The 24,707-nt window shown below is 70.9% G+C and carries 23 protein-coding genes and 4 pseudogenes; 14 read left to right on the top strand and 13 right to left on the bottom strand.

Annotated elements, in window-relative coordinates:
- Positions 1-22: 22 nt before the first annotated feature.
- From A3IC_RS72780 to A3IC_RS0141740, 4 genes and pseudogenes are all read right to left on the bottom strand, one after another.
- Positions 23-296 (bottom strand): annotated as a pseudogene (locus tag A3IC_RS72780) (NF041680 family putative transposase); the annotation flags it as partial.
- 559 nt (positions 297-855) lie between these two features.
- The gene (locus A3IC_RS0141750) at positions 856-1,389 is read right to left on the bottom strand and encodes a hypothetical protein (RefSeq protein ID WP_158696319.1); all 534 of its coding nucleotides are present in this window, start codon (positions 1,387-1,389) and stop codon (positions 856-858) included.
- An 859-nt stretch (positions 1,390-2,248) separates the two neighbouring features.
- Positions 2,249-2,950 carry a DUF6585 family protein gene (locus tag A3IC_RS0141745; protein WP_158696318.1) on the bottom strand — a complete coding sequence of 234 codons (702 nt, stop codon included), beginning with the start codon at positions 2,948-2,950 and terminating at the stop codon, positions 2,249-2,251.
- 147 nt (positions 2,951-3,097) lie between these two features.
- The gene (locus A3IC_RS0141740; RefSeq protein ID WP_020556013.1) at positions 3,098-4,201 is read right to left on the bottom strand and encodes a M20 family metallopeptidase; all 1,104 of its coding nucleotides are present in this window, start codon (positions 4,199-4,201) and stop codon (positions 3,098-3,100) included.
- Between the two features lie 269 nt (positions 4,202-4,470).
- On the opposite strand from A3IC_RS0141740, the gene A3IC_RS0141735 reads away from it, so the two are divergent.
- From A3IC_RS0141735 to A3IC_RS66015, 4 genes and pseudogenes are all read left to right on the top strand, one after another.
- On the top strand, positions 4,471-5,355 hold the full coding sequence (locus tag A3IC_RS0141735; RefSeq protein WP_020556012.1) for a LysR family transcriptional regulator: 885 nt from the start codon (positions 4,471-4,473) through the stop codon (positions 5,353-5,355).
- A gap of 508 nt (positions 5,356-5,863) precedes the next feature.
- The gene (locus tag A3IC_RS0141730) at positions 5,864-6,277 is read left to right on the top strand and encodes a VOC family protein (protein ID WP_020556011.1); all 414 of its coding nucleotides are present in this window, start codon (positions 5,864-5,866) and stop codon (positions 6,275-6,277) included.
- 123 nt (positions 6,278-6,400) lie between these two features.
- Positions 6,401-6,865 carry a YdeI/OmpD-associated family protein gene (locus A3IC_RS0141725; RefSeq protein WP_245599808.1) on the top strand — a complete coding sequence of 155 codons (465 nt, stop codon included), beginning with the start codon at positions 6,401-6,403 and terminating at the stop codon, positions 6,863-6,865.
- A 48-nt stretch (positions 6,866-6,913) separates the two neighbouring features.
- Positions 6,914-7,449, top strand: a pseudogene (locus tag A3IC_RS66015) (aldo/keto reductase); the annotation flags it as partial.
- Positions 7,450-7,501: 52 nt separating this feature from the next.
- Here A3IC_RS66015 and A3IC_RS0141715 read toward each other — a convergent pair.
- Positions 7,502-8,110 carry a TetR/AcrR family transcriptional regulator gene (locus tag A3IC_RS0141715; protein ID WP_020556008.1) on the bottom strand — a complete coding sequence of 203 codons (609 nt, stop codon included), beginning with the start codon at positions 8,108-8,110 and terminating at the stop codon, positions 7,502-7,504.
- A gap of 121 nt (positions 8,111-8,231) precedes the next feature.
- Here A3IC_RS0141715 and A3IC_RS0141710 point away from each other — a divergent pair, with 121 nt between their 5' ends.
- Entirely contained in the window at positions 8,232-8,939 is a 708-nt protein-coding gene (locus A3IC_RS0141710; RefSeq protein ID WP_020556007.1) for a hypothetical protein, read from the top strand.
- 122 nt (positions 8,940-9,061) lie between these two features.
- Here A3IC_RS0141710 and A3IC_RS0141705 read toward each other — a convergent pair whose 3' ends face one another.
- A complete protein-coding gene (locus A3IC_RS0141705; RefSeq protein ID WP_020556006.1) occupies positions 9,062-10,009 on the bottom strand; it encodes a LysR family transcriptional regulator in 948 nt (315 codons plus the stop codon).
- Between the two features lie 118 nt (positions 10,010-10,127).
- On the opposite strand from A3IC_RS0141705, the gene A3IC_RS0141700 reads away from it, so the two are divergent.
- Together A3IC_RS0141700 and A3IC_RS59635 are read left to right on the top strand one after the other, a co-directional pair.
- Positions 10,128-10,970 (top strand): inositol monophosphatase family protein, encoded by an 843-nt coding sequence (locus tag A3IC_RS0141700; RefSeq protein WP_020556005.1) that lies wholly within the window; start codon positions 10,128-10,130, stop codon positions 10,968-10,970.
- Positions 10,971-11,081: 111 nt separating this feature from the next.
- The gene (locus A3IC_RS59635) at positions 11,082-11,705 is read left to right on the top strand and encodes an NAD(P)-dependent oxidoreductase (RefSeq protein ID WP_020556004.1); all 624 of its coding nucleotides are present in this window, start codon (positions 11,082-11,084) and stop codon (positions 11,703-11,705) included.
- A gap of 300 nt (positions 11,706-12,005) precedes the next feature.
- On the opposite strand, the gene A3IC_RS0141690 is transcribed toward A3IC_RS59635, so the two are convergent.
- Positions 12,006-12,215: a tautomerase family protein gene (locus tag A3IC_RS0141690; protein ID WP_020556003.1), complete on the bottom strand. Its 210-nt coding sequence runs from the start codon at positions 12,213-12,215 to the stop codon at positions 12,006-12,008.
- Between the two features lie 207 nt (positions 12,216-12,422).
- Between A3IC_RS0141690 and A3IC_RS0141685 the strand changes: the two genes are divergently transcribed.
- Positions 12,423-13,625 carry an IS110 family RNA-guided transposase gene (locus A3IC_RS0141685; RefSeq protein WP_020556002.1) on the top strand — a complete coding sequence of 401 codons (1,203 nt, stop codon included), beginning with the start codon at positions 12,423-12,425 and terminating at the stop codon, positions 13,623-13,625.
- A gap of 182 nt (positions 13,626-13,807) precedes the next feature.
- Here the strand turns inward: A3IC_RS0141685 and A3IC_RS71860 are convergent.
- Positions 13,808-14,031 (bottom strand): annotated as a pseudogene (locus tag A3IC_RS71860) (oxidoreductase); the annotation flags it as partial.
- A gap of 17 nt (positions 14,032-14,048) precedes the next feature.
- On the bottom strand, positions 14,049-14,816 hold the full coding sequence (locus tag A3IC_RS0141675) for an SDR family oxidoreductase (protein WP_026219339.1): 768 nt from the start codon (positions 14,814-14,816) through the stop codon (positions 14,049-14,051).
- Positions 14,817-14,894: 78 nt separating this feature from the next.
- On the opposite strand from A3IC_RS0141675, the gene A3IC_RS0141670 reads away from it, so the two are divergent.
- Entirely contained in the window at positions 14,895-15,764 is an 870-nt protein-coding gene (locus tag A3IC_RS0141670; RefSeq protein ID WP_020555999.1) for a helix-turn-helix transcriptional regulator, read from the top strand.
- A 283-nt stretch (positions 15,765-16,047) separates the two neighbouring features.
- Here the strand turns inward: A3IC_RS0141670 and A3IC_RS0141660 are convergent, their stop codons facing one another.
- Complete coding sequence (locus tag A3IC_RS0141660) at positions 16,048-16,488, bottom strand: hypothetical protein (RefSeq protein ID WP_026219338.1); 441 nt, start codon at positions 16,486-16,488, stop codon at positions 16,048-16,050.
- Positions 16,489-16,983: 495 nt separating this feature from the next.
- On the opposite strand from A3IC_RS0141660, the gene A3IC_RS0141655 reads away from it, so the two are divergent.
- Both A3IC_RS0141655 and A3IC_RS0141650 read left to right on the top strand, forming a co-directional pair.
- The gene (locus tag A3IC_RS0141655) at positions 16,984-18,702 is read left to right on the top strand and encodes a choice-of-anchor P family protein (RefSeq protein ID WP_020555996.1); all 1,719 of its coding nucleotides are present in this window, start codon (positions 16,984-16,986) and stop codon (positions 18,700-18,702) included.
- A gap of 242 nt (positions 18,703-18,944) precedes the next feature.
- Positions 18,945-19,628, top strand: coding sequence for an alpha/beta hydrolase (locus tag A3IC_RS0141650; protein WP_020555995.1), 684 nt, complete (start codon positions 18,945-18,947; stop codon positions 19,626-19,628).
- A 607-nt stretch (positions 19,629-20,235) separates the two neighbouring features.
- Here A3IC_RS0141650 and A3IC_RS0141645 read toward each other — a convergent pair.
- The 3 genes from A3IC_RS0141645 to A3IC_RS59630 are packed head-to-tail and all read right to left on the bottom strand — an operon-like array spanning position 20,236 to position 22,874.
- Positions 20,236-21,555, bottom strand: a complete 1,320-nt coding sequence (locus tag A3IC_RS0141645) for an MFS transporter (RefSeq protein WP_026219337.1) — start codon at positions 21,553-21,555, stop codon at positions 20,236-20,238.
- Positions 21,552-22,091: an ArsR/SmtB family transcription factor gene (locus A3IC_RS0141640; protein ID WP_026219336.1), complete on the bottom strand. Its 540-nt coding sequence runs from the start codon at positions 22,089-22,091 to the stop codon at positions 21,552-21,554. The genes A3IC_RS0141645 and A3IC_RS0141640 overlap by 4 nt, the downstream gene beginning before the upstream one ends.
- Before the next feature lie 3 nt (positions 22,092-22,094).
- Positions 22,095-22,874 carry a sensor histidine kinase gene (locus A3IC_RS59630; RefSeq protein WP_020555992.1) on the bottom strand — a complete coding sequence of 260 codons (780 nt, stop codon included), beginning with the start codon at positions 22,872-22,874 and terminating at the stop codon, positions 22,095-22,097.
- Between A3IC_RS59630 and A3IC_RS73835 the strand changes: the two are divergent.
- The 3 genes and pseudogenes from A3IC_RS73835 to A3IC_RS59625 all read left to right on the top strand — a co-directional run bounded on the left by A3IC_RS73835 (position 22,763) and on the right by A3IC_RS59625 (position 24,424).
- Positions 22,763-23,213: pseudogene (locus tag A3IC_RS73835) on the top strand (alkaline phosphatase D family protein). The gene A3IC_RS59630 and the pseudogene A3IC_RS73835 sit on opposite strands and share 112 nt — an antisense overlap.
- A gap of 44 nt (positions 23,214-23,257) precedes the next feature.
- Positions 23,258-23,452 carry a hypothetical protein gene (locus A3IC_RS73830; protein WP_020555991.1) on the top strand — a complete coding sequence of 65 codons (195 nt, stop codon included), beginning with the start codon at positions 23,258-23,260 and terminating at the stop codon, positions 23,450-23,452.
- Between the two features lie 516 nt (positions 23,453-23,968).
- Complete coding sequence (locus A3IC_RS59625; protein ID WP_063744950.1) at positions 23,969-24,424, top strand: hypothetical protein; 456 nt, start codon at positions 23,969-23,971, stop codon at positions 24,422-24,424.
- Positions 24,425-24,707 lie beyond the last annotated feature (283 nt).

Here is a 24,707-nt window from a genome sequence, read left to right as displayed (position 1 = left end):
CGCGCGGCGGTGCGCCGGTCTCGGGAGGTCTCGGGGGCGGTGTGGCGGCGAAGTCCTGTCGGCCCTGCCGGGTGGTCACCGGTCGGGACTGTGCCGTCGTGTCGGTGTGCCCAATGTGCCTGAACCCACGGCGGACCCGGGCGGGGGTCGGCCGTGCCGGTGCACGGGTTGCTCCCAGGGGCGACGCGGATCCGCAGCGAGCGAGCGGGCGAGCCGCAGATGGGTGTGGCATGCGACCCGGAGCCGCGTCCAGCGGTCGGCCGCCTGCGGCGTGCGGATCCTGGCGCGGTCCACCCGCAGGCGGACCAATGTGCCTTCGCAGGTGAGTGCTGATATGTGTGACGACTACGCGACGTTGAAGGTGTTGTCGGCCGGTCCGGTGAAGGTGTCGATGGAGTGCCGTCGGGTGGCGTCCGGCGAGATGTCGGGGCCGGGCCCGGGTTGTGGCCCAGGGCGTGGCGGGCCGCGGTGACAAGGTTGTGTTGGCGCGTCCCGGCCCAGGCGCGGCCGGTGCCGACGAGTGATCTTCAGGTGTTGGGGTGGTGTCGGTTGCCGTTCGGCGGGCCAGGTCGGCTTCCGACGCCTCGGTGATCTCGGGGTCGTCCTCCAAGTCGACGCGGCTGAGCTGGACGACGAGGCCGAGTGCGCCGGACCGGCGCACCGTGTGCAGGATGTCGCGGGTTCAGACCCCGGAAACGCTCGTTCACGGGCGCGGCGCCGGGTGCGGGACCGCCTGGGCGGGGTCCGCGAAGGGCTCGGCGGCAGCGACCAGCTCGGCCAGGGCACGGGTCAGCGCATCGGCGTCGAACGGAGAACAGACGCGGAGAGCGCGGCTTCTGCGGTTCCGTGGCCGCTCTACGACGGTGTCAGACCGCAGTTCCCGCCCACCCACTGCAGAACCAACTGGTAGGCGATGGCGAAGCCACTGATGTCGTCCATCGTGCCGTGGTCGGCCCGTTGGTGCAGTTGGCGGTCGACGTTGTCGACGCTGCTCTCGATGCCGGCGGGCGCCTCCTTGTCCATGCGGTCCCACACCTCGATCGTCTGCGCGTCGGGTAGGCCGTTGTCGAGCTTGTCGTCGGTCGCCATGGCCTTGACCGCGTCGGCGCAGAAGGCCGCGTTGTCGCCCGAGCCGCCTCCGACCGACGTGGAGGCAGAAGGGGGCCGTGCCGTCGGCACACCCGAACCGGGGCCGGAGCCACCGTTGGTCGCGCCGCCCGACGTGCCCGCGGAGGTCGCACTCGGGACGGCGGCGCTCGGTTGCGCCGTTGTCGTCGGGGCGTCTGCGGTCCTGTGGTTCGACGACGACCCGTCGCACCCGGTGAGCGCCGCGGCCATCAGCACACCGCTCGCCACCACGATCACCCCGGACATTCGATCGGTCGGCACAGTCCCCCCTGTTCCCCTTCGCGAACTCCCGCTCTGTCGGCGGAAATCACGTTAACGGCGTGTGTTCCGAACACATTCACATTTGGGGGAACCATGGGAGAACGCAGAAGGTCCACCCGCCCGGCGACCGGGGCACCCGGGGCCGCGAGGGTGAAGGTGTCGTCACTTCCCCGGGTCGATCCGGCCGGCCAGGTGGTCGTAGGCGCGCCGTACGGTCGGCGGCGCGGCGTTGATTCCGATGATGTCGAAGCGGCCGACGTCCTCGACGTGCCCGATGCCGACGGTGTCCGCCCAACTGGCGCCGGCGTCACGGGCGTTCTCGATTTGGCGAGGGCGAGCCGGTGGAGTCGGGCGGCGGCGTCCGGGGCGAAGGCAGGGCCGTCGATGCGGGCGACGATGGGGCGGATGCCTTCCGCGACGGGTTTGCCGTGTTGTCGGTCTTCGGCCGGCCTGAGTTGCAGAGCAGCCATCACCACGAACTGCCGGCAGAAGAGGTAGTCGTCGTGCGACCGCTCCTGCTGAAATTGGGTGATCCGGGCGCGCGGCCGACCCTCGCGATAGGAGATAGCCGGCGTGAGGATCTGGAACCTGGCGTACTGATCGTAGGGAATGCCCGCCGCCAGGACCTGAACGGACCTCTGAACCGTTGCGAGCGTGGGCCGGGTCGGCCTGGTCCGGAGTCGGCTTGGGTCGGCGCCCGCCGACGTGGCTGCGGGCCCGCGCGCAGGTGAGCCCGCCGTTGCTGTTCGCCACGATCGGCTCGCGCCGGAGCCCGGCGAGTACGGACGGAGGTCCACCCCGAACTCGGGTGGGCGGGATGCTCCACCGGTCCACGCACGGACGGCAGGCCGCGTGTGCGTCACCCGCCGTGGAGGTTCGAGGCGATGGTCAGGAAGACGAGGAGGTTCGGCACGGTCTTGACCTTGGTGAGCGCCCAGGCTTTGGGCTCTTCGCGCTGTCGGACGACCACGAAGCCGCCGCGGACATCGATCGTCTCGACGGCCGACCAGGGCAGCGTCCCTTTGCGTTTGGCGGTGATGCCGGTGGCGTCCAGGTCGAACGGGCCGTAACCCGCCCGCCGCCCCGCCCGGACCGCCTCCCACATCTGCTGGACCTGGGCGCGGGCGATCGCCTCGGTGATCAGGGGCGCCCAGGTCCCGAAGTCGGCGAAGAAATCCGAGACGTGGACCTTGGCGCCGTCGGGCGCCACCAGGGTGGAGGTGTGCGCGTTGCTGACACTGGTCTTCGTGCCCTTGTAGTCGATCACTTCCCGGACTGTTGCCTGGTAATGGATCGCCTGGTCCCAGCGAACCGCGAACAGCCGGCCGGCGCCCCTGTCCACGAGCAGCCCCTTCTCGAAGAGGTGTAGACGCCGGCCGCCGAGTCTCCTCCGGAAGTTCGGGCTTTCGAGCAGGACAGCGGAGGCCATTGCGGAGATGAGGAGGGGGTAAAACGCGACCCACCAGGCCACGAAGACCCCCAGCAGGACGCCTCCGGTCACCAGGGAGGCGACGCCCGCCAGGGAACCGACGACGAACAGTGCCCGGAACTTGTCCGGCACGTCGACCTCCTTCCTCGGCAGGAAGGTGTGTTCCAAGCGGCCGAAGCCCTTACGGGAAGCCAGTGCGGCAACTTCGGGGGACGGGGAACCCGGCACGCTCATGAAGGGGCCTCGGTTTCGTGTCGGAGCGACCTCGTCGAGGCCGCTTCAACCGGTCGTGTGATCGATGAGTCGAGCGAGCAGCCGGGCGCGCGGGACCATCCGCGCGACCTCGACGTATTCGGTGTCCGCGTGCGCGCCGGCGCCCACGGCGCCCAAGCCGTCCAGCGTCGGACAGCCCGCCGCCGCGGTGTAGTTGCCGTCCGAGGCGCCGCCGACGGCGATCCCCCGCAGCGGTTCCTGGCCCAGTTCCGCAGCGAGGCGGGACGCGAGGGCGAACAGTCCGGCGGAGGACTCCGGTTCCATGGGCGGCCGTTGCCTGCCGCCCAGCACCTCCAGCCGGGCTCCGGGTGTCCGGGCGGTGAGCCCCCGCATGAGCTCATCGACCCGGTCCTGCGCGGCTGGGGTCGGCACGCGCACGTCCACCGACACCCTCGCCGACGCGGGCACCGTGTTGCGCGTACTGCCGGCCGACAGCAGGGTGGGCGTGACGGTCGCGAAGCCCAGGGGGGAGCGGGCGACACCGACGGCCCCCATAGAGTCCCCGAGGCCGGCGATGGACAGCACCTGGTGAGCGGCCTCGACCGCGGCGTTGACCCCCTTCCGCGGTTCCTGACCCGCGTGCGCGGCCCGGCCGTGCACCACGACCTCGTACCGCGAAGTGCCCTTGCGCGCGGTCTTGAGCGCACCCTCCTCGTCGGCGGACGCCTCCAGTACGAAGGCGGCCGCGGATCCCCGCGCGGACTCCTCGATCAGCTCCCGGGAAGTCCCTGAGCCCACCTCCTCGTCCCCGTTGACCAGTACGCACACCCCGTCCGGGGAGGGCAGCGAGGCCAGCGCATGGAGCATCTGCACCAGGCCCGCCTTCATGTCCAGGACCCCGGGGCCGCGGGCGATCCCGTCGGCCACCGACCAGGGGTGGGTCCGCAGCGAGCCCATGGGCCACACCGTGTCGTGGTGTCCCACCAGCAGCACTCGCGGGGTGCCGAAGGCCCACCGCAGATGGGTCACACCGTCGATCACGATCGTCTCCGGCTCGGCCCCCAGCAGCCTTGACCCGAGGGCGCCGACCACTTCGGCGCTGCGCGCCACCGCCGCGTGATCGGCCGAGAAGGACTCGCAGAGCACGAGTTCCTCCAGATCGGCCAGCATCGCCGGCAACGCGAGCGCTGACGACCGGGTCACCGGTCCGGCCCCGTCTCAATTCCCGTATACGACAGCACAGTTACCCCCTCGGATCGCATGGGCCGGCGGAGCGGCGGAGCCCGTTCCCCCTCCGGGGCACCGCCGCGTGGACGACGTTAGAGGCGGGGAAAGGCATTCCACCAGCGACCGGATTGCATGGGATCTATGCATCCCAGGAATGTGTTGAGAGAGGATGGCGCGGGACAGGACAACAGGATCGGGAAGGCGGGAAGAACGTGTTCGAGATCGACGCGCTGCGGCTGCTCGTGACCGTGGCCGAGACCGGGTCGTTCACCAAGGCGGCGGTCCGGCTCAACTACACGCAGTCCGCGGTGTCCCGGCGGATCGCCACGTTGGAACACCAGGCGGGCGGACCGCTCTTCGAGCGGCTTCCTCGGGGCGTACGGCTCAATCCCGCCGGCCGTACGCTGCACCGCCACGCGCTGGAGGTGCTCGACCGGCTGTCCCGGGCCCGGCGGGAACTGGCGGTGCTGCAAGCGGGGCAGGGCGGCCTGTTGCACATGGGCGCGTTCTCCACCGCCAACATCTCGCTGGTGCCCACCGCCCTGCGGGCACTCCAGGACGCCCGGCCCGATGTCGAGGTCGTCGCGGTCGAGGGCCGGACCGGCACCCTGATGGAGCGCCTCGGGGACGGGGCGCTGGACCTCGCCGTCGTCAGCGACTACCCCTCCGGCCTGCCGTCGGCCGACGGGGTCACGACGAGCGTGCTGTGCCAGGACGACCTGTGCGTCGCTCTCCCGTCCGGGCACCGACTGGCCGGATCCGGGACGCTCGACCTGTCCGAACTGCGCGAGGAGGCATGGCTCCAGGACGCGTACGGCGACCGCCCGACCATGCTCGCCGACGCCTGCGCGCGGGCGGGCTTCACCCCGAGGAAGGTCATCCGGATCGCGGAGTGGACCGGGAAGTTCGGCTATGTGGCGGCCGGGCTGGGGGTGGCGCTGGTCCCCTCGCTGGCCGCGTGGGCGGTCCCCGACGAACTCGTCCTGTGCCGCCTCACCGACCCGGGCCTGCGTCGGACCGTCCATGTGGCACTGCCCGCCGTCCCGCTACCGGCGGCCCTGAAACTGCGGGATCTGCTGCGCGACGCCGTCGACTGAACCGTTCTCCCGAGCGATCGCCACCCGGCCGCCACCGTACTGCCGACCCCGCCACCCGCCGCGCCGCCGGCGCTCAGTTTGTCACCGCCCCACGGTCCCCGATCACGACCCCACCGCGCACCGAACGCCCGCCGGCTCGCGACGGCGCCTTCGTCATCTCCTGGACCGGCCGGGAACCGGTCCCCGACTACGCCCCTTCGAGGTTCAGCCTGTCGGGTGCGGGGGCGGCGCAGTGCGTTCGATCACGACCCGGGCCCGGTTGGGCGGGAGCAGGAGCAGGAGGCTGCCATCCGTTGGCGGGTCAGATCGTCTTTTGAACCGCACCACCGCTGAACCGCCCCGCGAAGTGGGGCGGGGCAGTTCGAAGACGATCTCTCAAGACCGAGCAGGATTCGAGAAGCCCCGGCCGCCGCGCGGCCCCTAGCGTGATGGTCATGGCAACCGCCGGACATCCGGGCCCTGGCCCGGATGTCCGGCAGGTATACATCCACTGTGCAAGGAGCAAGGCATGAAGGCGCACGTCAGCTCGATCCTCCTCGGTGTCCGGGACATGGACCGGGCCAAGCGGTTCTACACCGAGGGGCTCGGCTGGAAGATCAAGAACGACTACGGCATCTCGGTGTTCTTCGACTCGGACGGCGCCTCGCCGGTCGGCTTCTACGCTCGCGAGGGTCTGGCCGGCCAGGTGGGCACGGACCCGGAAGGCAGCGGCTTCAGCGGGCTGGTGCTGACCTACGTCGTCCGCAGTGAGGCACGGGTCGAGGAGATCATGGCGGAGGCCCGGAAGGCCGGCGCCACGATCCTCAACCCCGCCGGTGCTCTGCCGTGGGGCGGCTACGGCGGCACCTTCGCCGACCCGGATGGCTACATCTGGAGTCTCGGCTACAGCGCCCCGGGAACCGACCAGCCCTACGCGGAGTAGCCGCGATCCCTTGCCGCACAGACGTCCGGGACGGCGCGGCACGCGCCGCGCCGTCCCGGCACGGCGATGGTCCCGGTATGGGACGTCGGAGCGGCTGTCGGAGCCGGGCAGGCCGGATCCGCGGTGAGCCGGCAGAACAACAGGAGAAGGATCATGAAGTTTTTGTCCCACGTCGAGCCACCCGAGCCCATGCGGGGCCTGGAAGTTCCGCCCGAGGTGGTAGCAGCGCTCGGCGGAGGCGCGCGGCCGCCGGTGACCATCACGGTCAACGGGCATTCCTGGAAGAGCCGGGTCGCCATCCTGCGCGGCCGCCACCTGCTCGGCCTCAGCAACGCCAACCGGCAGGCCGCAGGTGTCGCGATCGGTGACGAGGTCGAGGTCGAGGTGGAGCTCGACACCCAGCCGCGCGTCGTCGTCGAGCCACCGGACTTCGCCCGAGCCCTGGACGAGGACCCCGTCGCCCGCGCCGCATACGACAACCTTGCCTATAGCCACAAGCGCGAGCACGTGCGCGCCATCGAGAGCGCGAAGAGACCCGACACGCGCCAACGGCGCATCGAGAAGGCCATCACCACCCTGCGGGGTTGAAACCCGCCACAGTTCCCAGCGCCGGTCGGGTCGTTCGGCCCAGGCCCACTGGTGAGGGGGTTCGACGGTGATGCCGAAGTCGTAGCCGTGCGCATGGTCCACCGCGCGCCGGACGGCGGTATCAACTTCGTCGACACCGCCGACGTGTACGGCTACGGCGAGGCCGAGGAGATCGTCGGCAAGGCCCCCAAGGGGCGCCGCGACGACGTCGTACCGGCCACCAAGTTCAACGGCCCCATGGGCAAGGGCCCCAACCGCCGCGGCAGCTCACGCCGCTGGATCGTCACGGCGGTCGAGGACTCGCTGCGCCGTCTGCGGACCGACCACATCGACAGATCCACCACCCCGACCCGGACACCGACATCGAGGAGATCCCCTCCGCCCTCTCCGCGCTCACCGACCTCGTACGCGCCGGGACGGTCCGCGCGGTCGGCTCCTCCGACCTGCCGGCCTCGGAGATCGTCGAGGCCCAGTGGGTGTCCGAGCAACGCGCCCTGCACCGCCTACGCACCGAACGGCCCACCTGCTCCATCCTCAACCACGCCATCGAGCGCGAGGCCCCGCCGACCTGCCGCCGCTACGGCACGCTCGACCCCCACCGCGCGACCCTCGCTCGCCGCTCCCGTGCCGCCCCCGTCAAAGGCCGGCTCGGGCGACCAGCGGGATGAAGATGGTCTCGACGATCTCGCGGATGGCCGGCGACGACATCGGTTTCAGGTTCATGAGTACTTCGTGTCTGAGCAGGTCGTAGGGCAACCGCGCGATGCGTGGGGTCAGTTTCGAACCGTCGATCTCTCCCCGCTCGACGGCCCGGTGCGTCACGGACTCGATCAGTGCCCACCTCCGGTCGATCACGGAGGTGCGCAGTTCGGCGGGCGTCGTCCCGGTCTCCTCGAAGTAGGCGGCCAGGTGCGCGGTCATGGTCACGGCGAACACGGTGAAGGCCCCGTTGAGTTGTTCGAGGAGCGCGACGGTGTCCTCGGCGAGGGACCCGGTGTCGGGATCGACGAGGGAGAAGCGGTCACTGGCGCGGGTGATGGCGTCACGAACGAGGGTTTCCCTGGTGTCCCAGTGGCGATTGACGACCGGTCGGCTGGTGCCGGCGCGTTGCGCGACGCCCGCGAAGGTGAGCGCGGCATACCCGTGTTCCATCAGTTCGGCCCACGTGGCGTCGAGCAGCGCGGCCTTCAGCTCCGCGCCGTGTCGGCGGCGTTTGGGGCCGGGTTCCGTGTTTGCAAGATGCATGAGTGCATCTTACAGTGATGGCGAAGGCTGCGCCACACGGGTCGACGCACCTCGTATGCCGGTCGCCCCGACGGCCCTACGGCCCCGACGCAGTCCGTCGAATCACGAAGGGGAACACACGATGAGCAACGAAGTCGATGTACAGCCGTCCGGCCCGGTGACGGTCGACGTGCACACCATGGGCCGCACGTTCGACGAGTCCGCGGTGGACCGCTGGGAGCTCGAAGCCGCGCGGCGTGCCCTGCGGAACCTCAAGACCGTGGCCGCCGGCCAGGTGATGATGGATCTCCTCGCCGAACGGATAGACGCCGGCGATCGTTTCCACAAGGGGCTCGTCGAGGCTTCGGGCGGCACGTACCGCGAGTCGCGCACCGAGTTCACCGTACGCGGCCTCGGCGGCACCGAACTGGCCGACTGGTTCCGGTCGCAGGCCGGCACCGGCCGCTTCCGGGACAAGACGCTGCTCCTCGACGCCCATCCCGAGCACTACGTCGAGCCGCCGATCTACACGGGAGGCATGGTGGAGACGATCGGTGGTCACCTCACCCGGTTCAAGGTGTCGGTGGCCGACGAACTGCCCCCGTCGGTCGGCGCGTTCCTCGACGGGTCCTTCCCGGTGACGCTGATGAACGCGCTGCTGAGCCTGGACGACGGCACCCCCTTCGCGTACTGCCTGCACCAGGCGCGCGACACCGCCGGCGGCGCCGATGTGGTGGTACGCGTCGTCTACCCGTCCGCGGCTCCGGACTCGATGATCGAGGGACACTGCCAACACCTGGCGATCGAATTCCGCAGTTGGATCCGAAACGCGGCAGCCGCGACCCGATAGCCGCCCGCGAACACGAACGACCCTGCCGCGCCCCCGCTGCGGGTCTTCGTGTGTCGAGGGGCGGAACCACCGCGGAACCACCGCGGGACCACCGCGGAACGACCGGAGCCGGGCCGCCTCGCTCAGTCCGGGCTCGGGGAGTCCGCGTGTTCCGCGGTGTCGTCGTCGGTGGGGTCGCAGGCGTCGTGCAGCGCGATGCGGACCTGTGCGCGCAGCCAGGCGTGGGCGGGGTCGTTGTCGTAGCGCTGGTGCCATGCGAGGTGGACGGGGATGGTCGGCATGGGCAGCGGCAGGGGTCGGGTACGGAGGCCGAGGTCGTCCAGGAGCGCACGGCTGACGAGGCGCGGGACCGCCGCGACGAGGTCCTGCCCGCGGACGAACTGCAGGGCGGTGGCGTTCGTGGGGGCGGCGACCACCACCCGCCGGCTCAGGCCCCGAGCCTCCAGCGCGTCGTCCACGGGATCGCGCAACCGTCCTCGGCGGGAGACGGTGATGTGTTCGGCCGCCGCATAGCTCTCCAGGGTGAGCGGGCCACGGTACAGCGGATGGGCGGGGCGCAGGGCGAGGACGAGCCGGTCGTGTCCCACGATCTCGTGGCGGATCTCGGGCGAGGCGGGTGCGCCGGATCCGGCCTCGAGGTCGACGTCTCCTCGCCGCGGGTCGTGGGTGTCGGTGGCTGCCTCGGCCAGGAAGCGCAGCCGCACGCCGGGTGCCTGGGCGCGCAACGAGTGGAGCAGGGCGGGGCCGGCCGCCGCGGCCAGGGCGTCGTGCCATTTCAGGACGAAGATCCGGTCCAGCGTCGCCGGGTCGACGTCCGTGTGGGGGGACAGGACCGACCGGGCCTGCTGGACCAGGTCGTGCACCGTCGCGCGCAGGGCCAGGGCGCGGGGGGTGGGAGTCATGGTTCGGCCGGTGCGGACGAGGATCCGGTCTCCGGTGGCCCGGCGGATGCGGCCCAGGGTTCGGCTCATCGCAGGGGTCGAGACGTGGAGACGGGCGGCGGCGTCCGTCACGCTGCCTTCCTCCAGCAGGGCGTCGAGCGCGGTGAGCAGATTCAGATCAAGTTGCATGACGGTAAATCCAGACGTAACAAGGTTGCATTTGAAGTTAATGATGCCCGGTCCTAACGTCGAAAAGCGAACGGCCGACAGGCCGTGAACCCCATCCCTCTCCGCGTCAGGAGCGACCATGAACGCCTTCCCCGAGCCCCGTACCGCCGCCACCGAAAGCACCGAGACCTCCGAACTCGAAGCGGTCCTGGAGCGCGCCGTGACCGTGGTGAAGACAGCCGGAGAGCATCTGCGGGAGCGCCACGACGTGGGTGCGCGCCCCGGTGACCTCGACGAGATCGTCCGCGCCATTCACGCCAACGACGAGGCGATCCTGGCGTTGGTCAAGCAGCCGCTGCTCGATATGCGTCCCGGGTCCCGGTGGGTCGAGGACGAGCTGGCCGGCGGCGTGCTGCCCGGGGGCGAGTGGTGGGTGGTGGACACGGCCGAGGGCAACATCAACCACATCCACGGCATGGGCGAGTGGGCGGTGACCGCCACGCTGGTACGCGACAACGCCCCGCTGCTGACCGTGGTCCACCTGCCGCTCACCGGCGACACGTACACCGCTCTCCGGGGCAGGGGGGCCTTCCTCGACGGCGAGCCGCTGCGCTCCTCAGCCAAGACCGACCTGCGGGCCGCTCTGGTGGGCACCGGCCAGGCCAAGCCCGGTGAGGACGAGGCAGCCCTGCGTCGGATGGGCGCCACGGTGACCGCCATGCTGATCAACGCCCTGGTCGTGCGGGTCTCGGTGCCGGCCACGCTGCAGCTCGTCCACGTCGCGTCCGGCCGCATGGACGCCTTCTGGCAGTTGTCCGACGTGCGCTCGGGCCTCCTGCCCGGCGCGCTGCTGGTCGCCGAGGCCGGTGGCACGGTCACCGACACCCGGGGAGAGCCGTGGAGCCTGGCCGGCGACGACTTCCTGGCCTGCGCTCCCGGGCTGCACGCCCAAGCCGTCGACGTCCTGTCCGACCCGCGCTGACCCGCGCTGACCCGCACCGCCCGGTCCGGATCCGCCCCGAGCCGACCCCCGCCCGGCGAGTGCTCTGCCGCGCACCCCGCTCATCCCCCTGCGCCGCCACCGGAGATCATCGTGAAGATCGCAGTACTCGGTTCCACCGGACAGACCGGCCGCCTGGTGATCGCGCACGCGTTGGAGCGCGGGCACGAGGTGATGGCCCTGGCCCGCCGGCCGGAACGGATCGAGGCGCCCGCCGCCGCGAACCTGAGGGTGGTCCGGGCCGACGTGACCGACGCCGGCAGTGTCACCGCCGCCGTCGAGGGCGCCGACGTCGTCGTGAGCGCCCTGGGCATCACCAAGGAGCAGGACCCGGCGATCCTCGTCGAAGGCGCGCGCGAGATCGTCTCGGCCGCGCCCCGCGTCGTCTGGCTCACCTCCCTGGGCATGGGGGCCACCGAAGGAGCGCTCGGCACCTTCACCGGAACCCTCCTCAAGCGCGTCCTGCGCCACGAGTGGGACGCCAAGGACGTCGCCGGCCGCGCCATCCGCGCGGCGGGCGGAACCACCGTCTACTCCGGGCCACTGACCACAAAGCCCTACCAGGGCAACGGGCGACTCGTCCGCGCCGAGGAGTTCAAGCCGCGAATGATCCCGCCCATGGCGCCACGCGCCGGCATCGCCGCCCTCATGGTCGCGGAAGTGGAAACCCCCCACTTCGCCGACGCGGACACCATCGCCCTGTTCGACACCCGCTGAGCCGCTGCCGGGCGGCACGGGGGTGCGCGGATACGAGGCGGCAGCGCACCGGTCGGCCATGCCCACGGCCACGCACCAGGAGGGCGACACCTTGGTCTGCTCCGGAACCGGGCCCATTCCGGGGGGAGTTCGACGACGCCGCGGTCGGCGCCGAGCTCCGGGACCGCCGCGCCGCACGGGCGAGGCAGACGACGGAGAGTCCGTTGTGACCCGTACCCGCGAGTCCGAAAGTGGTTTGTGGGGGTCGCGGCCGTGTGAGGCCCGGCGCCGTGGCCCCGAGCCCCACACGCGCGGTGGAGGTCAGGCGTCGCCGTCGAGCATGGCGGCGGTCAAGACGTTGCCGGCGACGCCCCAGCCGCCGTCGACGACCTCGTCGATCAGCACGACGGTGGTGGGGCGGGCCCGCTCACCGTAGATCTCCGCGAACAGGTCGGTGGTGCGCTCGACGATCGTCTTCTTGTCCTCGGCGGTGACGGTGCCTGCGGGCACCTTGAAGTTGGCGAAAGGCATGGGTGTTTCCCTAAGAATGTGAAGCGGTCCGGGAGGACCGGGTGTGGCTGATGGGTGTCTGCCGTTGATGGCTTCCGGAGAATGGCCGCCCGGTCCTCCGGGACGCTCCGACTGCTGATTGAGAACTGCGGTCATCGCTGGTTAGGGACCTGTCGGCGGAGTGTTCTTCGGGCCATGGAGTGCTGGTCGTGAAGGAACGGAGCAACGGTGGGCACGCCTCACGCGCGCATATGGGTCGGCATCGACGCCGGCAAAGGGCACCACTGGGCGGTCGCTGTCGACGCCGACGGGCAGACGCTGTTCTCGACGAGGGTGATCAACGACGAAGCGCAGATCCTCACGCTCATCGAGACCGCCCGTGAGCGGGCGGATGAGGTGCGGTGGGCGGTGGACATCTCCGGCCGCGCCTCCACGCTGCTGTTGGCCCTGTTGATCGCCCACGGCCAGCGGGTGGTCTACGTGCCCGGCCGCACGGTCAACCGGATGACCGGCGCCTACCGGGGGGAGGGCAAGACCGATGCCAAGGACGCCCGGGTCATCGCCGACCAGGCACGCATGCGGCGGGACTTCGCCCCACTGGACACACCCCCGGAACTGGTCGGCACCCTCCAGGTGCTGACCCACTACCGGGCCGACCTGATCGCCGACCGGGTCCGGCTCATCAACCGGCTCCGTGACCTGCTCGTCGGCATCTGCCCGGCCCTTGAGCGGGCCTTCGACTACTCGGCGGCCAAGGGTCCGGTTGTGATGCTGACCGCGTACCAGACTCCGGCCGCCCTGCGCCGGATCGGTGTCAAGCGGCTGACCACCTGGCTGGAACGCCGCAAGGTCCGCGGTGCCGGCACCATCGCGACCAAGGCCGTCGAGGCCGCACAGTCCCAGGACATCGCCCTGCCGGGCGAGAGCCGGGCGGCAAGGCTGGTGCGCGACCTGGCCCACCAGCTCTTGGCCCTGGACGAGCGGATCAAGGACAACGACCGGGAGATCCATGAGACCTTCCGTGCCGACGACCGCGCCGAGATCATCGAATCCATGCCCGGCATGGGTCCCATCCTCGGAGCGGAGTTCGTCGCGATCGTCGGCGACCTGTCCGGCTACCGTGACGCGGGGCGGCTCGCCTCGCATGCCGGCCTGGCCCCGGTGCCCCGCGACTCCGGCCGCCGCACCGGCAACCACCACCGGCCCAAACGCTACAACCGGCGCTTGCGCTGGCTGTTCTACATGTCGGCTCAGTCCGCGATGATGCGACCGGGCCCGTCCAGGGACTACTACCTCAAGAAGCGCGCCGAGGGACAAATACACACTCAGGCGCTTCTCGCTCTCGCCCGCCGACGTGTCGACGTGCTGTGGGCGATGCTGCGCGACAAGAGGCTCTTCACCTCCGTCCCGCCGGTCACGCGGGCGGGTTGACACGGTCATTGAGATTCTCCTTGAGTGGGTTCTTCCGTGCCGCGGAAGCATGTGTCCGGGAAAGCGTGGCCAGGGGGCCGTTTCCCGACCGGTACCGGCGTGGTCAGCGGCCGGCGTGGGGGGGGGTCGGCAGTTCGTCGATGCCGATGCGGTGGAAGAACTCCGCGCGGATCCGGTCGTAAGTGGTTGGTGCCACTCGGATAGGCGCCGGGAACCACGAGGGTGGTCTCGGCGCCGAGCTTGATCAGCTCGGCGGCGTAGCTCTCGGCCGCGCATCAGCGGCAGCACTGCACGGTTCACCCGCTGCGTGGACAGCACGTTGACGTTCGTAGACCTCGGCGGGCTGCACGACGTCGAACGCCTCGGCCGGGCCGAGGATCATGTGACCGGCGTTGTGCACCACCACGACGTTGGGCTGCGTCGTCACACCACGCCCCCGTTGGCGCGCAGGACCTGGCCGTTGATCCAGTGCCCCGCCGGGCTCGTGAGGAAGGCGACCACCCGGGCGATGTCCTCGGGGGTGCCCAGCCGCTCCAGCGGCGGGGCCACGGCCAGCTGGTCGATCTGCTCGGGAGTCTTGCCGTCGAGGAACAGGTCCGTGGCGGTGGGGCCGGGGGCGACGGTGTTCACGGTGACGTCCCGTCCGCGCAATTCGCGGGCGAGGATCAGCGTGAGCGACTCGACGGCCGCCTTGCTCGCCGCGTACGCGCCGTAGGCGGGGAACCGGGTGCCGACCACGGAGGTCGAGAACCCCACGAACGAGCCGCCCGCGCGCAGTCGCCGGGCCGCCTGTTGTGCCACGACGAAGGTGCCGCGGATGTTGGTGCGGTGCACGGCATCGAGCACCGCCAGGTCGAGGTCGGCGATGGGCGACAGAGCGAGTCGGCCGGCGCAGTTCACCACGACGTCCACGCCGCCGAACTCCCGCTCCGCCCGATCGAACAACGCGGCGACCGCGTGCTCGTCCGCCACGTCCGCCCGCGCGGAGATCGCCCGCCCGCCGGCGGCGGTGATCGCCGACACCGTCTCCTCGGCGGCGACCGCGTCGCGGGCGTAGTTCACCGCGACGGCAAGGCCGTCCCGGGCGAGTTCGAGGGAGACCGCCTGGCCGATGCCGCGTGATCCGCCGGTGACGACGGCAACCCGGCCGGACGCCCGCGGGGGGGAGGTTGTGGAGTGGTTCGTAGTCATGTCCTCCACCATGCGCGGCACCGACCGGCGGAACCAGGGGACCTCATCCCCTGGGTCACCGGCCCGGCCGGACGCACAATGGCGGACATGGGTTCCGTGAAATACACCGAGCTGGGAGCGTTCCTGCGCTCGCGCCGCGCCCGCATCCGCCCGGCCGACGTGGGACTTCCGCACGGGCCCCGCCGCCGCGTGCCCGGGCTGCGCCGTGACGAGGTCGCCCAGCTCGCCGGCGCGTCGGTGGACTACTACAACGAACTCGAACGCGGCGCCGGATCCCAGCCCTCCGAACAGATGATCGCCGCGCTGGCGAGAGCGCTGCGCCTGACCGGCGACGAGCGCGAGTACCTGTACCACCTGGCCGACCGCCCGGTGCCCGCGTCCGGCGGACCGGCCTCGCACGTCCACCCCGGCATGCTCGACCTGCTCACCCGCCTGACCTCGACCCCCGCACAGGTCATCACCGACCTGCACGTCACCCTCGTCCAGAACCCGCTCGCGGTGGCGCTGCTCGGGGACCACTCCGGCCTTCGGGGCGCGCGGGCAAGCTTCGTCCACCGGTGGTTCACCGAGCCCGACGCCCGGCGGCTGTATCCCGAAGCCGACCACGCGGCGCAGTCCCGGGCCTTCGTCGCCGACCTGCGGGCCGCCGCCGCCCGACGAGATGCCAAGGACGGCGAAGCCGGCTCGATGATCGGCTCGCTGCTCGACACCTCGCCCGAGTTCGCCGCCCTGTGGGCCGACCACGACGTCGCGTTCCGGCGCGACGACCGCAAACGCCTCAACCACCCCACGCTCGGCCTGATCGAGGTCAACTGTCTCAACCTGTTCAGCGAGGACGGTCGTCAGCGGCTGCTCTGGTTCACCCCCGCCCTCGGCACCGACAGCGCCGCCCTCCTCGACCTGCTCGCCGTGCTCGGCACCCAGGAGGTCACCGGCCCGACACGCTGACAACTCCCCGCCTCGACGGGCCGTGCATCCGGTCGGTGCCCTTCGGTGAGGTCGACGCCGAGTCGGAGTCGCGCGTACGTCATGTCGCCGTCCGGCCCGTGGAATACGAAATCGTGCGCGAAACAGGCGTCCGGCTTCTCGTCGTCGGCCATGGCGATCGCCTCGCGGCCGATCCGCACCGGGGCTCCAACGCGCCGGCGATCCCCGCGAACACCCCGACGGCGCCGGCTTCGTCTCGACCTCGCCGCGCCACCCGCTTCAAGGTGGCCGGGGCGGTACGCGGTCAGCGGCGGCCGGTGGCCAGGATGACGAGGAACTGACCGCCGCCCGCCTCGATGTCGGCGGTCACCGGCAGCCCCGGTACGAGTCGGGAGAACCGGTCCACCAACCAATCCGCCGCCTCCTGGGCGTCCTTCCTGGTCGGACAACGGCCCACCATCTCGCGGCCGCCCTTGCGCTCCAGCCTCCCGGCAACGGTGATCAGCGGCGCGGGTTCGACTACGCACAGGCGGTCCGGCCAGGCGATGACCACCTTGACCGCGCCCTTGCGGGTGTTGCACCCGCGGTGCGCGAGCCGCTCGGCGACCTTGGCCTTCCGGTCGGCGGTCCGGCTGTCGACACTGGGCCCCCGCGGGTCGTTCACCGACTCGTCGGGGTCGACCGGTTCGTCGCACACCCAGCACCGCCAGCCGTCGCGCTCGGCCACATCATCAAGGAGACTCATCCGAGCAAACTAGCCTGCTCGGCCACCACCTCGGTGCACCAGGCCCCTTGCCGGGACATCCGACGACTCACGGCCGAACCTCGGCCGGGGCCCGGGCGGGCCTTCCCGGGCAGCCGGACCTCCGCGGGCGAACCACTTTCCCGTCGCCGGCTTTGCTCACGAGAACCCGCGAACCTCCGCTGAGACAACCTTCACCCACGCCGAGGGTGGTGGGGCACAGGTCGAGCGTGCGGCGCGGCTCCGGCGGTGGGGTGCGCAACGCGGTTCGGTGCGCGGCGCGGTTCGGTGCGCGCACCGGCGTGCGACGGTGTCACCTGTAGGTGTGGTTTGGCCGCCGAGAGGCAGTCGTCCGGCGCTGTGGGTGCTGTGCTGCTCAAGGCGACGTGCCGGACCGGTCGTGGTGCCCGCGATCGCTCGGTGCGACCTCGCCGTCCTCGGCCTGCCCTGTGGGGCGGGTCGTGGGGTCAGACACCTTGCGACGTAAGGGGTTTCGTCATGTCCACGATGAGAAAACGGCTCACCGGACGCTTCGGCAGCGTCGGTATATCGATCGCGGTGGCCGTTGCGGGTCTGACCGCACCGTTCGCCGTCGGCGGCGCGCAGGCCGCGCCCGGGACACCGGGTGTGCCGCAGGCGCCCGCGGCGATCTTCGCCGAGGGTTTCGAGAACGGCCAGGGTGCGACGCCGACCCTGCTCACGAACTACATCGGCGGTCCGCCGGTGGGCGAGACGTACACCGCCGACCCGGCCTGGTTGACCGCGTGCAACGGCTGGCTCACGTCGCCGGCCGCGTCGACCACGCCTCCCGCCGGCAGCGGGTGCGTCCCGGGCGACTGGGCCCAGGTCAAGAACCTCGCGGGCGTACTCGGTCAGTGGTCGGGCGGTTCCTCGACCACGAACCACGCCGTGACGGCGTACACCGCGGGCAACCCGGGCGCCGGCAAAGTGCAGTTGGAGACGGCGGCCCCGATCCCGTTGCCCGCTGGGCGGCGCTTCATCGCGTTCTCGGTCGACATCGCCGAAGTCAACTGCTTCGCCAACCACTCCAAGTTCAGCTTCTACCTGCTCGACGGCGACCAGGCCAGGCCCGCGTTCACGCGCCCGATCGAGGCGTGCGTGGATGCCACGACGACCATCGGCGGGGCTCGGGTCGGCACCTTCACCAGCAACGGCGCCGTGCTGTTCGCCGGCAACCGGGCCGGCATCCGGTTGGTGAACGAGCAGCCGAGCGGCACCGGCAACGACGTGGCCTTCGACAACGTCAAGCTCGTCGACGCGAGCCCGCAGGTCGACATCGGCTTCGCGCCGACGCCGGTGCTCACCGGTGGCACCTCGACCCTGACCTTCACGATCACGAACACGAACGAGCTTGGCGCCAAGCCCGGTTGGTCGTTCTCGGACGCGCTGCCGGCAGGGCTCAAGGCGACCGGGGTGACCACGACGACGTGCGATGCCGGTTCGGTCGTCGCGCCGGCGGGTGGGGGCTCGATCGACGTATCCGGCAACCTGACGGCGGGTCAGGAATCCTGCACGGCGCAGGTCCAGGTGACCTCGGCGGCACGCGGGACGTACACGAACTGCGCGGCCGGCTTCACGAATGTGGTCGGGGTGAGCCTGCCCGGGTGCGCGAGCGTCGTGTTCGACACGATGCGCTTCGACGCGCACGCGTACGGAGCCGCACTGAAGTCCCCGCTCGCGAACATCGGCCCGATCGCCGCGTCCGACGTGACGTGCTCGAACGTCGCGGCGGTCGACACCGACAACGTCGCGACGGTGTCGCTGGGCGTCGTCGGCAACGCGGGCGTGGTCACCACCCGCGCGGAGGGCACGTTCGACGCGAACGGCCTGCAGCGGGCGAACGCGCGTGCCGAGACGGCCGGGGTGAACCTGCTCGGCGGACTGGTCACGGCGGACGTCGTCGAAGCGGTGGCCACGGTGCAGGGTGACGCGAACGGCGGGGCGACGCCGAGCGGTTCGGTGACGTTGGCGAACCTGCGGGTGGCCGGGGCGCCGGTGGTGAACCCGAACGTCAACGTGGATATCACGATCCCGCTGGTGGCGACGGTGCGTGTGAACGAGCGGGTGGTCGACCCCGGTGGTCGGGGGATCACGGTCAACGCGCTGCGGATCACACTGTTGTCCGGCGTGAGCGTCGTGGTGTCGCATGCGCGGGTGGCGTTGACGCTGCCGGGAGGTACGTGCCCGACCGCGTGAGGTGAGGCGGACGAGCTTGGGCGCGGCGGCCGTTCGCGGTCGCCGCGTCCGCGCCTGTCGGCGTTGGTCTCGGCACTCGTACCGGAATTCGATTCGGTGTGCGCGTCGGTGTCGACGCTGGTCGCCGCTGCGTCGATTCGTGTGAACCACCGTGCGGACCGGACCAATACGACGACGGACAAGACCGCGGCCGGGTGGCACGGAGGCGAACGGTGCCGGTTGGCCTGGAGTAGCCTGCGGGCATGACCGACGTGATCATCCTGCACGGTGCCTGGCATCAACCGGCACACTACGATGACCTGGTCGGGCTGCTGCGCTCCCGAAGTCTGAGCGTGGAAGTGCCCGACCTCCACGAGCTGTCGCTGGTCGACAGCACCGCTCTGGTCGAGGACATCGTCACCGCCTCCGAGCAGCCTCCGCTGGTGCTCGGGCACTCTTTCGGAGGTGTGACCGCCGGAACGGTCCGTGGCGCGGCAGGATTGATCTTCCTGGCCGGCTGGCTTCTCGATGTCGGTGAATCACCCGCACAGCTCCTCGAAGAAGTCGCGAAGGAAACCGGTGCCCCCGCCGAAGGGCTGCTCGCTGCCCTCGACGACAATGGGCGGCTTCGACTCGATCCCGCGGATGCTCGAAAGAACCTCTACGGCGACGTCGACGAACCAGCGGCCACTCGCGCCATCGAGCTGCTGCGTCCGGAACCGCCCTCGATCTTCGGGGCCATACCGAGCCACGTGAGCTGGCGCGACACACCCTCCGTCTATGTTGCCGCCCGCGACGACCGTGCCATCGCAGCTCCACTGGTCAGCCGCTTCGCGGCCCGTTGCTCGGCCTCGGAGACGTGGGAGACCAGCCACTCGCCATACCTGAGCCGGTCCGCGGCTGTCGCCGATCTCATTCACCGACAACGACGAAACGCGAGCCGTTGACCAACCCGTCCGTGCGAATTCGGCAGGCGACGGTGCCCATGGCCTGTGGTCGGGATGCTCAGCATGTCGAGTGGCGGCCGAACCGGTCCGACGCGACGGTGACGTGCACGTCCACATGCGTGTCGATGCCCACCGTCGCCGGGACTTCCTCGACCCCTGCCGTCGCGGCGTTGTCCAGCCTCGCTCCTTGTGCCGTGCCGTCGGGAAGGTGGCGCCGGCCGCGGCGACGCGGGCAGGACCGCGATGGCATGTCTCATGCCCCTATCGGGCCACAGCGCACCCGCCCGGCACCGCGAAGCGGTGTCCTCCGGCCGGTCGACGCGTCGCCGACAAGGCACGAAGCCGATCCGGCTTCGGGTCCGACCCGTCGGGGAACGCCCCGACCACGATGATCCTCCCCGTCCGTCTTGCCCTCGCCGCGGTAGCCGTCGGCCGCGCGGTCGACCACGCGGCCGGGAATGTGGAGGTTCGCTTTGTACGCGGCTCATCGATGCCGACCGACGGGCGCTCGGGACAGCGGCCGGCAGTGGCTTGCCCGTTCGGGTCCGGCGGTATCGGCGGCCAACACGCCCCGGCGTCATCCGGTTCGCCGCTCGACTCGGATGGTTCAACGCTCCGAAACCGCGGTGGGCTGTGGCGGTTCGGGTGCACCGGCCCGGACGGGCGCCGTGGACTCCGGGTGACCTGGACGCTCGGTCGGGGCGGTGCCGCGCAGGGCCGCCTCGACCCGGCGGTTGCTGGTCATGGTCGCCGTGACGGCGGTCATGGTGAGGAGGAGGCCGGCGGCGGTGTAGAGCGGGGTGCGGATGTCGTACGTGGTGGCCAGCCGGCCGCCGAGGAAGGCGCCGAACGGGGCGGCGCACATGGCGAGCATGCGGGAGGTGGAGGTGACCCGGCCCATCAGATGCGCCGGGACGATCGCCTGCCGCAGGGAGGGCCCGAGCACCATCGTGGCGCCCATGCCCGCTCCGCAGACGGCGAGCGCGAGCCCGGCCACGTACGGGTTCGGGGCGGCGGCAAGCCCCAGGATGGCCAGCCCCTCGACCGCGGCCGTGCAGGTCAGCGCGGTGCCGGTGCCGAGTCGTCGGCCGAGGAAGGAGGCGATGGCTGCGCCGAGCAGGCCGCCGGTGGCCTCCGCGGTGAGAAGCAGGCCGAAGCCGAAGGTGTCGATGCCGAGACGGTCGTGCGCGAAGAGGGCGAGTACGGTCTCCACGGCGAGGAAGGCGATGTTCCCGACGGCCGGACGGAGCGCGAGCCCGAGCAGCAGCCGATCCCGGAAGACGTACGAGGCTCCGGCCCGGGCCTGCCGCAGCAGTGATTCGCGGGCCTGCGGTACGGGCCGGGGCGCGGCGGGCAGCGACCGTACGAGCAGTGCGGACAACGCGAACGACACCGCGTCGGTGAGCAGCGGAATTGCCCGCCCGAGCGCGAGCAGGGCACTGCCGGCGGGCGGCCCCGCGAAGCCGGACATGGCGGTCTGAGCACCGCGCAGGCGGGAGTTGGCGCGCTCCAGGAGCGCGGGGTCGCGGCCGAGCAGATCCGGCAGGTAGGCCGTGGCCGCCGTGTCGAAGAAGAGCCCGCCGAGGCCGAGCAGGAAGGCGACGGCCGCGAGCAGCGGGATGCTCAGCGTGTCGAGTGCGGCCGCGGCCACCGGTATTGCGAGCAGCACCGCCCGCGCCGCATCCGCGACCCACATCGTGCGTCGGCGGTCCCAGCGGTCCACCAGCGCACCGCCGAGCACCCCGAAGAGCAGCCACGGCAGCGTCCCGGCGGCCGTGACGACGGCGAGCGCCATCGGATCCCGCGTCAACGTCAACGCGAGCAGCGGCAGCGCGGCATGGATCACCCCGTCACCGAGCGAGGACACCGTCTGCGCGCTCCACAGCCGTCCGAACCCGGGCGGAAACTTCCTTGCATCTGCGGTCACTTGGCGTCCCCCTCGGCCTCCCGGTGCGATGCCGGCCGGAACAGTGCGAAGACGAGCGACGCGTCCGGCAGCGACGGATCGGACAGCTCCCGGTACTCGTCCGCCAGCGCCTGCAGCCGCGCCCCCAGCTCCGTGAACTGCTCCCCGGTGAGCCGCAGATGCGCCATCCGTACGTGCCGCTCGCTCTCCACGGGCGCCGCCTCCAGGTCGGCCACCGCATGCCGCATCAGCACATCCGGCCCTCCCTCGCCCGGATCCGGCAGCATGATCGACCGCGCGGCCATCGCGTAGTACCGCTCGGTAACCCCCCGCACCTTCCGCGTCCGTACCACCTTCACCAGGCCGGCCCGCTCGAGCAGCCGCACGTGATAGCTGGAACTGCCTTTCGCGAGGCCCATCCGCTCGGCGATCTGCGTAATGGTCGCCGGTTCGAAGCGGAGCACCGCCATGATCCGGTGGCGCGTGAGGCTGGAGACGGCGCGTAGCTGTTCTTCAGTGGTGACGTGAAACGTCTCGGGAAGATCATCGGTAGGCATGGACTAATGGTCAACACTTCTTGACCATTGGGCAAGGGGTTTTGCTCGGGCTTTCGGAACCGGCTGTCCGGCACGTGGGGCCTTCGCCGCTGCGCGAGGTGGCCGCCGGCCCGGGACCGCCGAGACGCAGCTACCGGCTCGGCTACGCGATTCACGCCGGCCCGCACCGACCGGCGCCGGGTGGGCGGTGGCGGGTCCGGCGTGCTCGGCCGTGTTGGTGAGCGCTTCCTGGGTGATGCGGAACGCGGCGAGTTCGACGGACGGCGTCGCCGGCCGCGGCGTGCCGGTGACGGTGATTTCGATCGGCAGCCCCGTGCGGCGAAACGACTCGGCGAGGTCGTCGAGATCGGCCGGGGTCGGCGAGGGGGTGCGTGGATGGGCGCCCCCCTCTTTCCGCAACAGGCCCACGGTGGCGCGTAGTTCGTCCAGCGCGGCCCGGCTGGTGTCCTTCGGTTGTCCCAGCGCCTGGTGGGCGGCTTCGGGGTCGGTCAGCACCAGATGCCGGGCGACGCCGGTTTGGGCGTTGACCTGGGTGATGTGGTGGGCGACGACATCGTGCAGGTCACGGGCGATGCGCACGCGCTCGGCGGCAACCCGGCGTGCGGCTTCGTCCTCGCGGGTGCGTTCGGCGTGCTCGGCGCGGTCGTGCAGCGTGGCCGGGTAGGCGCGGCGTGAACGGGTGGTGTCCCCGATGGCGACGGCGAGTACGAGTACGTCGAACCACGCGAGCGTGCCCGCGTCGAGGATGCCTTCGGATCGGGACGCGGCGAGCGCTGCGGTCATCCGGGGGCGCGGACGAGCACGACCCGGCGTCCGAGGGGAGTTGGGCGGACCGCGTCGCGGCGGCGAAACAGGCGTACTTCGAATGGCTCCCGGCACGCCGGGCGGTGCCCGGCTCCACACAGCGTCGCCTGTCCTTCGGCACCCTCGCCGACCTGACCATGCTCGACCTGCGCAGCCACCGTTCCCGGCAGGTCGCGCCGACCGACACCGCCCGGCCTCGACGACCGAGCGCGCACCCTCACCGGCCGCGAACAGATGGGCCGGCTCAAGGACGGCCTCGCGCGCGGCACCGCCACCTGGAACCTGATCGCCGGCTCCGTGCCGCGATCCTCGAGCTGAACCCGCACCTGCAATGGGGCGAAGCCGAATCCCACGGCTGCGGCGTGCTGGACGTGACCGCCGCACGCGTGCAGATGGACTGGTACAAGATCGCCGACCGCACCGATCCGGACAGCACGCCCATCCACCTGAAGTCGTTCACCGTCGACGGAGCCACGAAACGGATGGCGCCCGCGACCACGCCGGTCCGACGGCGCACGCCTGTGATTTCGCGGTGGCGGTTGGTGTGCGGGCGGTGATGGGACTCGCCACTGTTTCGTCCGCTGTCACGACGCGCGATGGTTACGCTGCCACGGGTGCTGTCGCCGATGCTAATCCCACGTGACTACGCTCAGCAGCGGCGCCCAGGCCAGGATCGGCAGGTACCGGACGGCACCGCGCACAACGCCGCCGCGTGTGCCGCCAGTCGAATCCCGCGCGAAGGCTCCGCCACGCCCGCCGTGACTGCTGTCGTTGTCATACCCGAAGGATCACCCGGTACCGAACGGCCCCGAATCGTACGGGAGTCGCACCGGCCATCCTCCACAGGTCGTACCAGCCGCAGATCGCGAGCGCGTATCGGCGGACATGCTCGTACGGGTGTGATCGACGTGCGATCCGCACTTGTGGAACTGCCGACGGGATCCTGTCACATTTCGCGGCCCTGCCCGGTTCCTGCCAGGGACAGCCCTGAAGGAGGAGCCGATGAGAGCGCCAAATCCGCGAACAAGCACCGGCAACCTTTGCCGGTCCGTACCCGTTTACCGAGGCACGCCATGACGAATGCCCGCTTCTGGCTTCGCGCCGGACTCGTTGCCCTTGCCGCCGCGCAAGGTCTGGTGGGTGCGGTCCAACTGCTGCTGCCCAAAGCGTTCTACGAGGACTTTCCGAGCCGCACGCACCCCTGGGTGTCCCTGCTTCCCCCGTACAACGAACACCTCATGCGCGACGTCGGAGCCCTGACCCTCGCCTACGTGCTCGTCCTCGGCGTCGCGGCGGTCACCTTGGAACCCACCATGGTCCGCACTGCACTCGCCGCGAACCTGGTGTTCACCGTGCCGCATCTTGTGTTTCACAGCTCACACCTCGACCACTTCCCGACCGCCCAAGCGGTTACCCAGACCATCGCACTCGCGCTGACTGTGGCGCTGCCCTGCGCCCTCCTCTGCATCACGCAGCGGTCCGCGCCGTGGACGCTTCCGCGACGGCCCAGCCGGTACAGGCGCAATTGACTATCAACCGCGTCGCTACGCCGAGCGGCCGCAGCAGCAAACTCGGGTGCCCGCGGCGCATGCCGCAGGGCGTTCCCTCGAACAAGCGCTCAAAGCCCTGGACCTGCCATGACGCGAACCCACTCCTGCGGTTCTTCCACAACGCGGGCCCACGGCGCGGCCGGTGCCCGAGCGGCGGGGCGGCCGGCCGCAGCGTGTCTGCGGGAAACACCGACGACTCCGGGGTGGCGTCCGGTGCCGCGACCGCCCTGGCGAACACCGCTGCCCACTACCGCGCCCGCCG

Origin of the sequence: Embleya scabrispora DSM 41855 (assembly GCF_000372745.1) — a bacterium.
GTDB classification, from domain to species: domain Bacteria; phylum Actinomycetota; class Actinomycetes; order Streptomycetales; family Streptomycetaceae; genus Embleya; species Embleya scabrispora.
The sequence above is the reverse complement of the archived record's forward strand: the minus strand, read 5'-3'. Positions and strand labels throughout refer to the sequence as shown.

Coding starts and splice junctions, on each gene's coding strand:
- A3IC_RS0141675 (WP_026219339.1), bottom strand. CDS start 14,816: ATGACTACGAACCACTCCACAACCTCCCCCCCGCGGGCGTCCGGCCGG.
- A3IC_RS0141730 (WP_020556011.1), top strand. CDS start 5,864: ATGAAGGCGCACGTCAGCTCGATCCTCCTCGGTGTCCGGGACATGGAC.
- A3IC_RS59630 (WP_020555992.1), bottom strand. CDS start 22,874: ATGACCGCAGCGCTCGCCGCGTCCCGATCCGAAGGCATCCTCGACGCG.
- A3IC_RS59625 (WP_063744950.1), top strand. CDS start 23,969: ATGACGAATGCCCGCTTCTGGCTTCGCGCCGGACTCGTTGCCCTTGCC.
- A3IC_RS0141650 (WP_020555995.1), top strand. CDS start 18,945: ATGACCGACGTGATCATCCTGCACGGTGCCTGGCATCAACCGGCACAC.
- A3IC_RS0141655 (WP_020555996.1), top strand. CDS start 16,984: ATGTCCACGATGAGAAAACGGCTCACCGGACGCTTCGGCAGCGTCGGT.
- A3IC_RS0141740 (WP_020556013.1), bottom strand. CDS start 4,201: ATGCTGGCCGATCTGGAGGAACTCGTGCTCTGCGAGTCCTTCTCGGCC.
- A3IC_RS0141660 (WP_026219338.1), bottom strand. CDS start 16,488: ATGAGTCTCCTTGATGATGTGGCCGAGCGCGACGGCTGGCGGTGCTGG.
- A3IC_RS0141705 (WP_020556006.1), bottom strand. CDS start 10,009: ATGCAACTTGATCTGAATCTGCTCACCGCGCTCGACGCCCTGCTGGAG.
- A3IC_RS0141670 (WP_020555999.1), top strand. CDS start 14,895: ATGGCGGACATGGGTTCCGTGAAATACACCGAGCTGGGAGCGTTCCTG.
- A3IC_RS0141700 (WP_020556005.1), top strand. CDS start 10,128: ATGAACGCCTTCCCCGAGCCCCGTACCGCCGCCACCGAAAGCACCGAG.
- A3IC_RS0141715 (WP_020556008.1), bottom strand. CDS start 8,110: ATGCATCTTGCAAACACGGAACCCGGCCCCAAACGCCGCCGACACGGC.
- A3IC_RS0141710 (WP_020556007.1), top strand. CDS start 8,232: ATGAGCAACGAAGTCGATGTACAGCCGTCCGGCCCGGTGACGGTCGAC.
- A3IC_RS0141640 (WP_026219336.1), bottom strand. CDS start 22,091: ATGCCTACCGATGATCTTCCCGAGACGTTTCACGTCACCACTGAAGAA.
- A3IC_RS0141690 (WP_020556003.1), bottom strand. CDS start 12,215: ATGCCTTTCGCCAACTTCAAGGTGCCCGCAGGCACCGTCACCGCCGAG.